Source organism: Streptomyces sp. NPDC030222 (genome assembly GCF_055573115.1).
Genome location: NZ_JBVICA010000004.1, coordinates 240,285 through 252,965, shown reverse-complemented (window position 1 = coordinate 252,965; position 12,681 = coordinate 240,285). Strand labels below are relative to the sequence as shown.

The following is a 12,681-nucleotide window of genomic DNA, read 5'->3' as shown; positions in this document are numbered from 1 at the left end:
CCGGAGCCGGCGAGGCCGGCGCGGGTGCGGAATCCACCCCGGTGCACCCCGTGGCACCGGCGAGCAGAACGAGGGCGAGGACCATGCCTCGGCGCAGTGAGAACGGCACCCGCCCAGACTGCCGGGTGCGTTACGGCCCGCATGCCCCCGAACGGCAGGAACCACCGTCACGGGTGAACGCCCGCCGACTCCCGCAGAAGACCCAGGACGTCTCGCCGGCGGAGCGGAGGCGTGGCGAACACCACTCTGGCCCGCCTTATGCAACTCATTGCATAATCCTGGGGACGCCACCGCCGGAGGAGAATCCGATGAGCCAGTACCCCCGCCTCCTGACCCCCCTGGACCTGGGTTTCACGACCCTGCCCAACCGTGTACTGATGGGATCCATGCACGTGGGTCTCGAGGAGGCCGAGGACGGCTTCGCCCGCATGGCGGAGTTCTACGCGGCCCGCGCCCGCGGCGGCGTCGGACTGATCGTCACCGGTGGCATCGCCCCGAACGACCGCGGCCGCCCGTACCCCGGCGGGGCCAAGCTCACCACCGAGGCGGAGGCCGAGCAGCACAAGGTGGTCACCGAGGCCGTGCACCGCGAGGGCGGCAGGATCGCCCTCCAGCTCCTGCACTTCGGCCGGTACGCCTACCACCCGGAGCTCGTCGCGCCCAGCGCGGTCCAGGCGCCCATCAGCCCGTTCGTGCCCCACGCGCTCACCGACGACGAGGTCGAGGAGACCATCGAGGACTTCGTCCGCGCGGCCGCCCTCGCCCAGCAGGCCGGCTACGACGGAGTCGAGATCATGGGCTCCGAGGGCTACCTCATCAACGAGTTCATCGCCGCCGCCACCAACCACCGCACCGACCGCTGGGGCGGCTGCTACGAGAACCGCACCCGCTTCCCGCGCGAGATCGTCCGCCGCGTCCGCGAGCGCGTGGGGCCCGACTTCATCCTGATCTACCGGCTCTCCATGCTGGACCTGGTCCCCGGCGGTTCCACCTTCGACGAGGTCGTCACCCTCGCCAAGGAGATCGAGGCCGCGGGCGTCACCATCATCAACACCGGTATCGGCTGGCACGAGGCCCGTATCCCGACCATCGCGACGTCCGTGCCGCGCGGAGCGTTCGCCTGGGTCACCAAGAAGCTGATGGGCGCCGTCTCCGTACCGCTCGTGGCCACCAACCGCATCAACACGCCCGAGAAGGCCGAGCAGCTGCTCGCCGACGGCTACGCCGACATGGTCTCGATGGCCCGGCCGATGCTCGCCGACCCCGACTTCGTCACCAAGGCACGCGAGGGCCGGCCCGAGGCCATCAACACCTGCATCGGCTGCAACCAGGCCTGCCTGGACCACACCTTCAGCGGACGGCTCACCTCCTGCCTGGTGAATCCGCGGGCCTGCCACGAGACCGAGCTGGTCCTCGCGCCCACCCGGCTCGTCAAGCGCCTCGCCGTCGTCGGCGCCGGCCCGGCCGGTCTCGCCTTCGCCGTCTCGGCCGCCGAGCGTGGCCACCGGGTGACCCTGTTCGACGCGGCCGGCGAGATCGGTGGCCAGCTGAACGTCGCCGGGCGCATCCCCGGCAAGGAGGAGTTCCACGAGACCCTGCGTTACTTCCGCACCCAGCTGGAGCAGCACGGAGTCGACGTACGCCTGAACACCCCGGTCACCGCGGACACCTTCGCCTCCGGCGCGTACGACGAGATCGTCGTCGCCACCGGTGTCAGCCCCCGCACCCCCGACATCCCCGGCGTCGACCACCCCAGCGTCGTCGGCTACCTCGACGTGCTGCGCGACGGCGCCCACGTCGGCGAGTGGGTCGCGATCATCGGCGCGGGCGGCATCGGGTTCGACGTCGCGGAATACCTCACCGACGGCGGCGAGCAGGCGAGTCTCGATCCCGAGACCTACTTCCGCCAGTGGGGCGTCGACACCTCCTACGAGAACCCCGGCGGGCTCCGCAGGCCCGAACGGCCCGCCCCGCCCCGGACCGTCCACCTGCTCCAGCGCAAGGCCACCAAGGTCGGCGCCGGCCTCGGCAAGACCACGGGGTGGATCCACCGCACCGAACTCAAGCACCGCGGCGTCACCATGGTCGCCGGCGTCACCTACGACCGGATCGACGACGCGGGACTGCACATCACGGTCGACGGCGAGAGCCGCACCCTCGCCGTGGACACGGTCGTGCTGTGCGCCGGACAGGAATCCCGGCGCGGGCTCTACGACGAACTGAGCGGGCTCGGCCACTCCGTCCACCTCATCGGCGGCGCCGACGTGGCGGCCGAACTGGACGCCAAGCGGGCGATCGACCAGGGCACCCGACTCGCGGCCACGCTCTGAGGGCCGCCTCTAGGATGCCGTCATGTCCCTCCCGCACGCGATTCTCACCGCACTGCTCGAAAAGCCGTCGTCGGGACTGGAGCTGACCCGCAGATTCGACAGGTCGATCGGCTACTTCTGGTCGGCGACGCACCAGCAGATCTACCGCGAGCTGGGAAAACTGGAGCAGGCAGGGCTCATCCGGGCCCTGCCCTCCGAACAGCCCACCCGTGGGCAGAAGAAGGAGTACGAAGTCCTGCCCGCGGGACGGGACGAACTCACGTCCTGGACGTCGGAACGCCAGGACCCCAAGCCGATCCGCGACGCCCTGCTGCTGCGCATGCGTGCGGCGGCGGTCGTCGGGACGGCAGGGCTCGAAGCCGAACTGCGGCGCCACCTGGCACTGCACCGGCAGCAGCTCGCCGACTACACCGCGATCGAACAGCGGGACTTCCCGCCGGAGCGCGACACCCCGGAGGACCGGCTGCGCCACGTCGTCCTGCGGGGCGGCATCGAGCTGGAGAGCTTCTGGATCACCTGGCTGGAACAGGCCCTCGCCGCCATCGACGGTCCTGCCCGGCCGCCGGCCGGGCCGGGTGCCGACGGGGCCTCGCGTTCTCAGGGTTCCGGCGGGGCCGCGGGTGTCCAGAGCCCAGACCGGGCGGGCGGAGTCTGACCCGTACGGTCTGCGAGCAGCCCTGGCCCGCGGTCTCTTGCGGAATCTTGACCGGAGCCGGAGCCGGAGCCGGAGCCGCGGCCGGAACCGGAGCCGCGGCCCCGGGGGCGGCGGGCGTGGGGCCACGTGCGGTCCGGGCCGGGGCCGGCTCCGGCCCGGCCGTTTCCTCGGCGGGGACTCCCTCGGCGGGGACCCGGCAAGCGAGGGCGATGCCGTGGCCGATCGGGGCGCGGACGTCCTCCCGGAACGGGGCAGGGAGCGCACCACCCCTGCCCGGCGCTCCTGCCGGGACCCCGACGTGCACGGTCCGGCGAGCAGGGCCCCGGGCCTCACGTCCTGCCATGTCCCGTGACGAACGGCCGCGCCCACGAACTGAGTGACCCGCGGGCGCACCCTCATGGTGATCGCGGCTCATGTCTTGTGATACGTGTACGCCTCGGCCGCCGCCGCCTCCACCGCGTCGAGATCGCCGCCCGCCGACGCCGTCACCACCGCGGCGAGCGCACCTTCCACGAACGGCGCGTCCACCAGGCGGGTGCCCTCCGGCAGTTCGCCGCCCTCCGCGAGCAGGGCCTTCACGGTCAGCACGGCGCTGCCCAGATCGGCCAGCACCGCCACGCCCGCACCGCGGTCCACCGACCGGGCGGCCTCCGCGATCAGATCGGAACTCGTGCCAAGCCCGCCGTCCTCGGTCCCCCCGGCACCCATGACGGGAGCGGTCTCGCCCCCGCCCGCCAGCCCCCGCGCCATGTCGGCCACCGCCGTCGCCACCGGCCCGCTGTGCGACACCAGCACGATGCCGACCGTACCCGGGCGCTCACCCGTCGCGTTCACCGCACCCACCGGTCAGGCCCCTTCCTTCCGGTCCGCCGACTCCGCGAGCGCGGCGATCAGCAGAGCCGACGACGTCGCCCCGGGATCCTGGTGACCGATGCTCCGCTCGCCCAGATAGCTGGCCCTGCCCTTCCGCGCCAGCATGGGCACCGTGTCGAGGGCTCCCTGTTCCGCGGCGTCCCGTGCTGCTCCGAACGACGTCGCGAGCCCCTCCACGGCGGGCAGGAGCGCGTCCAGCATCGTCTTGTCGCCCGCAGCCGCACCGCCCAGCTGTGCCACCCCGGCAACGCCCTCGTGCAGCGCCTGTGCCAGCTGCTCCGGGGTGACCTCCGCCGAGTCGCCGAGCGCCTTGCCGGTCCGCCGCAGCAACGTTCCGTAGAGGGGCCCGGACGCACCGCCCACCGTGGAGATCAGCTGCCGCCCCGACAGCACGAGGACCTCTCCGGGCGTGGCGGGCTCCTCCTTGGCGAGGACCGCCGACACCGCGGCGAACCCGCGCTGCATGTTCGTGCCGTGATCGGCATCGCCGATGGCCGAGTCCAGCTCGGTGAGCCGGTCCGCCTCCCGGTCGACGGCGGCGGCCGTCAGCGACATCCATCGGCGGAAGAATGCGGCATCGAGCACAGCGCCTCCTCGGAGGGTACGGGTGATGGGGGTCCGGGCGGTCGTCCGGGCCGGCGGCCGCGGGCGCTGCACACGCCCGGGCCACCGGACACGCTCAGCAGCCCCAGCGCAGCGCCGGGGTGTTCACGGGTGCGTCCCACAGCCGCAGCAGCTCCTCGTCCGCCTGGCAGAGCGTCACCGAGCAGCCGGCCATGTCCAGCGACGTCACGTAGTTGCCGACGAGCGTGCGGGCCACCGGGACGCCCCGCTCCGACAGCACGCGGTGCACCTCGGCGGCGAATCCGTACAGCTCCAGCAGGGGCGTCCCACCCATGCCGTTGACCAGCGCGAGTACCGGAGCGTCGGGCCGCAGGTCCTCCAGAACGGCGTTCACGGCGAAGTCAGCGATCTCCCCGGACGTCATCATCGCGCGCCGCTCGCGCCCCGGTTCACCGTGGATGCCGATCCCCAACTCCAGTTCCCCCGGCGGGAGGTCGAAGGTCGGGCTGCCCTTGGCGGGTGTGGTGACGGCGGTGAGAGCCACCCCGAAACTCCGCGAACTCTCGTTCACCTGGCGGGCGATGGCCTCCACCCGCTCCAGCGGCGCCCCCTCGTCGGCGGCAGCGCCCGCGATCTTCTCCACGAAGAGCGTGGCACCGGTGCCGCGCCGACCGGCGGTGTACAGGCTGTCGGTCACGGCCACGTCGTCGTTGACGAGGACCTTCGCGACCTGCACGCCCTCGTCCTCGGCGAGTTCCGCGGCCATGTCGAAGTTGAGCACGTCCCCGGTGTAGTTCTTGACGACGAACAGCACTCCTGCGCCGCTGTCCACCGCTGCCGCGGCCCGTGCCATCTGGTCGGGAACGGGCGACGTGAAAACCTCCCCGGGGCAGGCCGCGGACAGCATGCCCCGTCCGACGAACCCGGCGTGCAGCGGTTCGTGTCCCGAGCCGCCGCCCGACACCAGGCCGACCTTCCCCGCCACCGGGGCGTCCCGGCGCACGACGACCCGGTTCTCCACATCGACGGTGAGTTCGGGGTGTGCTGCGGCCATACCCCGCAGACCATCGGTGACCACGGTCTCGGCCACATTGATGAGCATCTTCATGGGCACCTCCTGGGCAGTCACAAGTATCGAGCGGATCCTCGCGCCGTGCCATGGGCAGGAGGGCGAGCGACGCGCCGCGGACGGGTGGATCCTGAAGTCAGGCCGCGGTGCAGCGCCGCGCCGCGGCCGGGTGCGGCGAGGAGGCACGCCATGACGAGGACGCTGGAGTGGAAGGTCGGCCTGTACCTCTCCGAGGAGGACGGCACCACCCGGGCCCGGGTGGTGCTGGAGACCGGCTCCGCCACACTGACCGGGCACGGGAAGGCCCGGTGCAACCCCGAGGACGTCGACATCCCCGTGATCGGCGACGAGCTCGCCGCGAGCCGCGCCATGAACGACCTGGCCGGGCAACTGATGCGGGCCGCCGACCACGACCTGGAGTCGATGGGCGCCGGACCGTCCAGCGCGAGCCCGAGCCCCGGGTACGGCTGGCCCGAGGTGGCGCAGTAGGAATCCCCGGCGCGCTGCGCCGAACGCGTTCGCGCGCCGAGGGACGTCCGCGGCGAGGGATGTCTGCGCCGAGGTACGCACGTGCCGAGGGACATCGTGGCGAGGGACGTCTGCGCCGAGGTACGTACGTGCCGAGGGACATCCGCGGCGAGGGACGCCCGCGGCGAGGGACCTCCGCGCGGGCCGGGGACCGCCCGCCGGCGGGCCCGTGGAGGCACCGGCGCGGAGGCCCCGCGGATGTCCCCGCGACGGCGGCTCCGAATGGAGGAATCTGTGCCCGGCCGCTCGGCGACACGGGTGGGCCACGCGCTGGTATGTCCTGTTCTTGGGCTGATCACCCATAGCTTCGAGGTATGACGAAACGACAGATCACGTACCTGGGTTGTGCCGGTCTCATCGTGGCCTCCGGGATGTCCGCCGCCGTGCCGGCGCATGCAGCCGTCACTCATCAGGTACGCCCCGGGGAGTCGATCCAGGCGGCCGTGGACGCCGCGAAACCGGGCGACGTCATCGCCGTCGCGCCCGGGATCTACAAGGAACACGTGGTGATCACCAAGTCGGACCTGACCCTGCGCGGGTCCGGCCCGGCGACCGTGATCGGGCCGCCGGCCAGTGCCGGGTCGCACGCCTGCGCCAAGGCCGGCAACGGGATCTGCGTCCTCGGGACGGACGCGAAGCCCGTCGAACGCATCCAGATCCGTTCACTGACGGTGTCGGGATTCAAGAAGAACGGCGTCTGGGCCTCGCGCACCGACGGACTGCACGTCCGCGAGGTCACCTCCGAGAAGAACGGCAACTGGGGCATCGCCACGGAGCGCTCCGTCCGCGGCCTCCTCCGGGACAATACGGCCCGCGAGAACGCCGAGTCGGGCATCTTCCTGTCGAACACCACGGACACCGAGGCCGGCGCCCTGGACACCCAGGGAACCGTCGTCAGGGACAACACCCTGCTCGCCAACCGCATCGGCGTCACCGTCCGGCGGCTGCGGAACCTCTCCGTCGAGGACAACGACATCACCGGCAACTGCGCAGGGGTGTTCGTCGTGGGCGACGAGTCGACGCCGCGCACCGGGAACGTCGACGTCCGCGACAACCGGGTCTTCACCAACAACAAGTTCTGCCCGAAGACCCAGCGGCTCCCGGAGATCCAGGGCGCGGGCATCGTCCTCACCGGTGCCGAGGAGACCAACGTCGAGTCCAACATCATCGTGGGCAACGTCGGCGCCTCGCCGTTCTCCGGCGGGGTCGTGCTGTTCAAGAGCATCGTCGGCGCCCCCAACAGCCGCAACGCCGTCACCGACAACATCCTGATCGGCAACGGCTCCGCGGACCTCGCCAACCGCGACACCGGGCAGGGCAACACCTTCGAGGCCAATGTCTGCAAGGTCTCCGAACCGGCGGGACTGTGCTGACCCGCGCCGGTCGCGCCCCGGTCCCGCCCTCGGGACCCACCATCAGAATCGAGGCGGTATGACCACCGTAACCACCACCCCCGCGCCGTCCATGCAGCTGAGGGAGCTCGTGTTCGGGGCGGCCTGCGCCGCCGCGGTGCGCGCCGCGGCACGGCTCGGTGTCGCCGACGCGCTGGGGGAGACCCCCGCCACCGCCGAGGAACTGGCCGCCTCGGTGAAGACCGACCCCCGCGCCCTGCGGCGGATGCTGCGGGCCCTGACCTGCTACGGGATCTTCGAGGAGACCGAGGACGGCCGGTTCGCCCACACCGAGATGTCCCGGCTGCTGCGCGAGAACGACCCGCACAGCCTGCGGTACATCTCGCTGTGGTGCACCGAGCCCTGGACCTGGGACGCCTGGCCTTTGCTGGACGAGGCGGTGCGGTCCGGACGCAGCGTCTTCGGCGACCTCTACGGCAAGGGGTTCTTCGACTATCTGCACGAGGACGCGCATGAGTCGGCGCACGTCTTCAACCGCGCCATGACCACGTCCAGCATGCAGTCGGCACGGGACGTGGCGGAACTCCTCGACCTCGCCGGCGCGAAGACGGTCGCCGACATCGGCGGCGGCCAGGGACACGTGCTGGCGAGCCTCCTCGAGAAGTACCCGGACATCCGGGGGACCCTGCTCGACCTGCCCGCCGTGGTGGCGAAGGCGGACCCCCGGCTGCTCCCGGGCGGCGCACTCGCCGACCGCGTCCGGATCGTTCCCGGCGACTGCCGGGAGACCATGCCCGTGGACGTCGACGTCTACGTCATCAAGAACATCCTGGAGTGGGACGACGAGAGCACCCGCAGGACCCTGCGGAACGTGGTCTCGGCTGCCAGGCCGGGGGCCAGGGTGGTGGTCATCGAGAACCTCGTCGACGACACCCCGTCGATGAAGTTCACCACCTCCATGGACCTGCTGCTGCTCCTCAACGTCGGCGGCGCCAAGCACACCAAGCAGAGCATGATCAGCCGGATGGAGGACGCCGGCCTCGCCATCGGCGAGATCCGGCCGGTCAATGCCTATCTGCACGCCTTCGAAAGCGTGGTGCCCGGCTGACGGCCCGGCACACAAGCTCGCCGGCCCCCGCGCTCTGCTCGCGGGAGCCGGCGAGGCCCGGCGGAGCGCGTCACGACCTCGTGGCGCGCTCCCAGCGGTAGAACTCGCGAGCCATGGCGTCCTTCGGACTGCGCCAGGTCTGCGGGTCGTACGCGCTGACATAGGCGGAGAGCTTTTCGCTGACGTCCCTGAAGGCGGGGTGGTCCACAACCTTCGCGACTGCCGTTCCGGGCGGCCGGTCCGCCTCGATCAGATGCAGATAGACGTCATTGAACTGGAACAGGGTGCGCCGGGTGACCCCGACGAGCCCGGGTAGTTCGCCGCTGTCGGACTCCGCGAACACCTCGGCGATGTCCGAGGACGATCCCGGAGCCATACGAGCGACGATCAGTGCCTGATGCATCAGGAAGTGTCCCTTCGGCCGTGGTCAGTCGGCGGCGACCCGGGCCGTCTCCCGGGCGCGCTTCTCGATCTTGTCCCGGATCAGCTCCAGCTGGATGCGGGAGTTGCGGTTGATGTTGTCGGTCATCCACGCGTCGTCGACGGGGGCGTCCGGCCGCATAGCGAAGTCCTGCGTCCAGTGCATCAGGGTGCCGTCCGGCGTCTTCGCGTACTCCCAGCAGATGTTCATGTGCTGGAAGGGGCCGGGCTCGACCCGGCGGGCACGGACCGTCAGCGCCTTGCGGTCGGTCTCGCGCTCGGAGACCCAGCTCCACACCTTGCCGTTCTCGTCGGGGTGCATGGTGAGCCGGAACGTCGTCCGGTTGTCGGTGCGGTCCAGGATCTCTACCGACGCGTACTCGCTGAACAGCTGCGGCCAGCGCTCGATGTCGTTGGTCATGTCCCAGACCAGCTCGAGCGGGGCAGCGATGATGATCTTGTTCTCGGTGTGTCCGGCCACTTCAGGCTCCTGCCATGAGGGAGTTGTTGACGAGATCGAGGAAGTCACGCGGGGTCTTGCAGCGGTCCGCGTCGACCGGCAGCGGCCTGCCGTAGCGGTTCTCCAGTTCGCCGACGATGCCCAGCAGACCGAGCGAGTCGAGGCCGTAGTCGTCGAAACGCGCGTCGGGCCGGCTGCTCATCTCCACGGGGTCGACCGTGACTCCGGCGCCCTTCTTCATCAGAACGGCCAGCTCTTCGAAGGTCAGTGCGGTCATGGTGGACTTCTCCTTGCTCACGTGAGGGTGTCGGTGCCGTGCCGCAGCACGAGCGCCGCGTTCGAACCCATGAGTCCCCGGCTCAGCACGAGCGCGGTGCGCAGCTCGGCGGGGCGGGCCCCGCCGGTCACCACGGCCAGCTCGTGGCACACGTCGACGACATTGGGTGTGGGCGGGACGAGACCGTTCTCCAGCGCGAGCACCGCGGCCACCGTGTCGAGCACGGGCGCCCCGCAGTAGGCCCGGCCGATGCCGGTCTTCGGTGCCGTCACCGGGACGCGCCGGCCGTGCCGGCCCAGCGCATCGTTGATCGCCAGGGCTTCCGCCCGGTCGGCCTCCGGGATGCCGAGCGCGTCCGCGAAGACGACGTCGACCTCCTCGGGTGCGCAGCCGGCCTCGTCCAGGGCTCCGCGGATCGCCTGGGCCAGCCCCTCCCGGGACTGCTCCCACCGGGAGGCGCCGGTGAACGTCGCAGCGTGACCGGCCACCAGCGCCCGGACGGTGGCACCCCGGGCGCGCGCCACCGACTCCTCCTCGACGACCAGCATGCCGCCGCCTTCGGCGGGCACGAACCCGCAGGCGCTCGCCGTGAACGGCCGGTAGGCGCGCGCCGGGTCGTCGCAGGTGCTGAGTTCCCGGTAGCCGAGCTGGCACACCAGCGAGTACGGGGCCAGCGGCGCCTCCGCGGAGCCGATGACCACGGCGTCCGTGCCCCGCCCGACGGCCCGGGCCGCGTGCGCGACGGCGTCCAGACCGCCCGCCTCGTCACTGGCCACCACACCGCACGGGCCCTTGAACCCGCCGCGGATGGAGATCTGGCCGGTGCTCGCCGCGTAGAACCAGGCGATCGACTGGTACGGGCCGACGTACCGCGGCCCCTGGCCCCACAGGCGCTGCAGCTCCCGCTGGCCGAACTCGCCGCCCCCCGATCCGGCCGCGGTGACGACCCCCACCGAGTACGGTGAATCGTCGTACCCACCGATGGAGATCCCGGCATCGGCCAGCGCCATGTCGGCCGCCGCCATCGCGAAGTGCGTGAACCGGTCGGTCTGGACGAGGAACCGCTCCTCGATCAGGGACTCGGGATCGAAGCCGCGGATCTCGCCCGCGACCCGCAGCGGCAGATGCCCGCAGCCGTCCCGCGTGACGTGGTCGAGGACGGCTATGCCCTCCCGAGTCGATTTCCAGAAGGCGTCGACACCCACACCGTTGGGGGCGACGACACCGATTCCGGTGACGGCCGGACGCCGGACGTGCCGAGGGCTCATCGTGTCCTCCCACCTGCTTCGGTCAGAACCACCGCGGACTGGAACCCGCCGAACCCACTGCCGACCGACAGCACGTTGCGCAGCCTGAGGGGGCGCGCGGTACGCGGCACGTAGTCGAGGTCGCACTCGGGGTCCGGGGTCTCGTAGTTGGCCGTCGGCGGCACCACTTGGTTGGCCATGGCCAGGACGCAGGCGACGATCTCTATCGCGCCGATCGCGCCCAGCGAATGGCCCACCATGGACTTGATGGAGCTCATGGGGACCTCGAAGGCATGCGCCCCCAGCGACTCCTTCACCGCGGCGGTCTCGTGCCGGTCGTTCTGCTGGGTGCCCGACCCGTGCGCATTGACGTAGTCGACCTTCGAGCCGTCGAGACGGGCGTGGTCGAGCGCGTCGTTGATCGCCCGGGCCATCTCCAGGCCCTCCCGGGTGAGACCGGTCATGTGGTACGCATTGCCGAACGTCGCGTAGCCGCTTATCTCGCAGTACACCGTCGCACCGCGCCGACGCGCGTGCTCCAGCTCCTCGAGGACCAGCACGGCACCCCCCTCGCCCATGACGAAGCCGTCACGGTGGGCGTCGAAGGGCCGGGACGCGTGGGCCGGATCGTCGTTGTTCGGCGAGGTCGCCTTGATCGCGTCGAAACAGGCCACCGTGATGGGGGAGATCGGCGAGTCCGACGCACCGGCGACGCAGACGTCGACCCTGCCCTCCTCTATGGCATGGAAGGCATAGCCGATGGCGTCGAGACCGGAGGTGCAGCCCGTCGAGACGGTCTGCACCGGGCCGTGGGCGCCTATCTGCTCGGCCACCTCGGAGGCGAGAGCGCTCGGCGAGAACGCCCGGTGCAGATGGGGCGCGGCCTCGCTGTGGTCCACGTCCCAGCGCCGTCCGGTGCTGCTCACCTTGACGTAGTCGCGCTCCAGCCGGGTGGTGCCGCCGACCGCGGTGCCCAGGGACACCCCGACCCGCCACGGATCCTCCTTCTCCGGGTCCAGCCCGGCGTCCTGGAGGGCTTCCCTGGCGGCCACCATGGCGAACTGCACGTACCGGTCGGCGCGCTGTATCTGCTCCGCGTCGAGGCCGTGCTCCGCCGGGTCGAAATCGCACTCCGCGGCGATGCGCGAACGGAACCCGGCCGGATCGAACAGCGTGATGCCCCGTGTGGCGGTACGCCCGTGGGACAGGAGGTCCCAGAACGCCGGAGCGCCCACACCCCCCGGGGCCACTATGCCGACGCCGGTGACCGCTACCCGCCGGCTCACGAAGCGGTCCCGGCTCGTTCGGGCGGCCGGTGCCGCCCGGGGGCGCCCTCCGTGGCGGGCGTCTCCTCGGTGTCGACATGGCCCAGCTCCGGACGCGGGGCGAGCGGTCCGAGATGGAAGACCATCCGGGCCTCCACGTCCCCCACGTTGCGGAACCGGTGCCGGACGTACGGCGGGATCAGCAGTCCCTGGTCGGTGCGGATCGGGTGCGACTCGCCGTCCAGGTCCACTTCGAGTACGCCGCTGACGACGTACACGAACTCCTCGGAGTACGGGTGGTAGTGCTCAGCGATGCGATCGCCGGGCTGCACGATGGCAAGGCCCATGAACCCGCTCGTGGAACCCACCGCGGTGGGTGTGAGCATGGCGCGCAGATCGCCTCCCCGCCTGGTGTTCGGCTGGGTTTCGCTGAGGTCGACGATGCGATGAAGTGTGGTCATGACTGCTTCCTCCGGATGGCCGTACGGCGTGCTGCCGACCGTGTGGTGCCCGATCGACCGCTGAAGGGTGTG

Annotated in this window: 14 protein-coding genes; 5 read left to right on the top strand and 9 right to left on the bottom strand. The window is 71.2% G+C overall.

What is annotated here, in order from left to right; translation table 11 throughout:
• The first annotated feature begins 308 nt into the window (after positions 1-308).
• Both ACZ4Z5_RS08070 and ACZ4Z5_RS08065 read left to right on the top strand, forming a co-directional pair.
• Entirely contained in the window at positions 309-2,330 is a 2,022-nt protein-coding gene (locus ACZ4Z5_RS08070) for an oxidoreductase (protein WP_468258322.1), read from the top strand.
• 22 nt (positions 2,331-2,352) lie between these two features.
• A complete protein-coding gene (locus ACZ4Z5_RS08065) occupies positions 2,353-2,985 on the top strand; it encodes a PadR family transcriptional regulator (protein ID WP_468258320.1) in 633 nt (210 codons plus the stop codon).
• Positions 2,986-3,396: 411 nt separating this feature from the next.
• On the opposite strand, the gene ACZ4Z5_RS08060 is transcribed toward ACZ4Z5_RS08065, so the two are convergent.
• The 3 genes from ACZ4Z5_RS08060 to dhaK all read right to left on the bottom strand — a co-directional run bounded on the left by ACZ4Z5_RS08060 (position 3,397) and on the right by dhaK (position 5,530).
• Positions 3,397-3,828: a PTS-dependent dihydroxyacetone kinase phosphotransferase subunit DhaM gene (locus tag ACZ4Z5_RS08060; protein ID WP_468258317.1), complete on the bottom strand. Its 432-nt coding sequence runs from the start codon at positions 3,826-3,828 to the stop codon at positions 3,397-3,399.
• A 3-nt stretch (positions 3,829-3,831) separates the two neighbouring features.
• Positions 3,832-4,443, bottom strand: a complete 612-nt coding sequence (gene dhaL / locus ACZ4Z5_RS08055) for a dihydroxyacetone kinase subunit DhaL (RefSeq protein ID WP_468258315.1) — start codon at positions 4,441-4,443, stop codon at positions 3,832-3,834.
• A 94-nt stretch (positions 4,444-4,537) separates the two neighbouring features.
• Positions 4,538-5,530, bottom strand: a complete 993-nt coding sequence (gene dhaK, locus ACZ4Z5_RS08050) for a dihydroxyacetone kinase subunit DhaK (protein WP_468258312.1) — start codon at positions 5,528-5,530, stop codon at positions 4,538-4,540.
• 150 nt (positions 5,531-5,680) lie between these two features.
• Here dhaK and ACZ4Z5_RS08045 point away from each other — a divergent pair, with 150 nt between their 5' ends.
• From ACZ4Z5_RS08045 to ACZ4Z5_RS08035, 3 genes are all read left to right on the top strand, one after another.
• The gene (locus ACZ4Z5_RS08045) at positions 5,681-5,980 is read left to right on the top strand and encodes a DUF1876 domain-containing protein (RefSeq protein WP_468258309.1); all 300 of its coding nucleotides are present in this window, start codon (positions 5,681-5,683) and stop codon (positions 5,978-5,980) included.
• A 353-nt stretch (positions 5,981-6,333) separates the two neighbouring features.
• Positions 6,334-7,392, top strand: a complete 1,059-nt coding sequence (locus tag ACZ4Z5_RS08040; protein WP_468258306.1) for a right-handed parallel beta-helix repeat-containing protein — start codon at positions 6,334-6,336, stop codon at positions 7,390-7,392.
• 58 nt (positions 7,393-7,450) lie between these two features.
• A complete protein-coding gene (locus ACZ4Z5_RS08035; protein WP_468258303.1) occupies positions 7,451-8,479 on the top strand; it encodes a methyltransferase in 1,029 nt (342 codons plus the stop codon).
• Positions 8,480-8,549: 70 nt separating this feature from the next.
• Here ACZ4Z5_RS08035 and ACZ4Z5_RS08030 read toward each other — a convergent pair whose 3' ends face one another.
• From ACZ4Z5_RS08030 to ACZ4Z5_RS08005, 6 genes are read right to left on the bottom strand one after another with little or no spacing between them, the layout of a single operon-like run.
• On the bottom strand, positions 8,550-8,882 hold the full coding sequence (locus tag ACZ4Z5_RS08030) for a TcmI family type II polyketide cyclase (protein ID WP_468258301.1): 333 nt from the start codon (positions 8,880-8,882) through the stop codon (positions 8,550-8,552).
• Between the two features lie 24 nt (positions 8,883-8,906).
• Positions 8,907-9,380: an SRPBCC family protein gene (locus tag ACZ4Z5_RS08025; RefSeq protein WP_468258299.1), complete on the bottom strand. Its 474-nt coding sequence runs from the start codon at positions 9,378-9,380 to the stop codon at positions 8,907-8,909.
• A gap of 1 nt (position 9,381) precedes the next feature.
• On the bottom strand, positions 9,382-9,636 hold the full coding sequence (locus ACZ4Z5_RS08020) for an acyl carrier protein (protein WP_468258296.1): 255 nt from the start codon (positions 9,634-9,636) through the stop codon (positions 9,382-9,384).
• 17 nt (positions 9,637-9,653) lie between these two features.
• Entirely contained in the window at positions 9,654-10,904 is a 1,251-nt protein-coding gene (locus ACZ4Z5_RS08015) for a ketosynthase chain-length factor (protein WP_468258293.1), read from the bottom strand.
• Entirely contained in the window at positions 10,901-12,169 is a 1,269-nt protein-coding gene (locus tag ACZ4Z5_RS08010) for a beta-ketoacyl-[acyl-carrier-protein] synthase family protein (RefSeq protein ID WP_468258291.1), read from the bottom strand. The genes ACZ4Z5_RS08015 and ACZ4Z5_RS08010 overlap by 4 nt, the downstream gene beginning before the upstream one ends.
• Positions 12,166-12,609, bottom strand: coding sequence for a cupin domain-containing protein (locus tag ACZ4Z5_RS08005; RefSeq protein ID WP_468258289.1), 444 nt, complete (start codon positions 12,607-12,609; stop codon positions 12,166-12,168). The genes ACZ4Z5_RS08010 and ACZ4Z5_RS08005 overlap by 4 nt, the downstream gene beginning before the upstream one ends.
• Between the last annotated feature and the right edge of the window lie 72 nt (positions 12,610-12,681).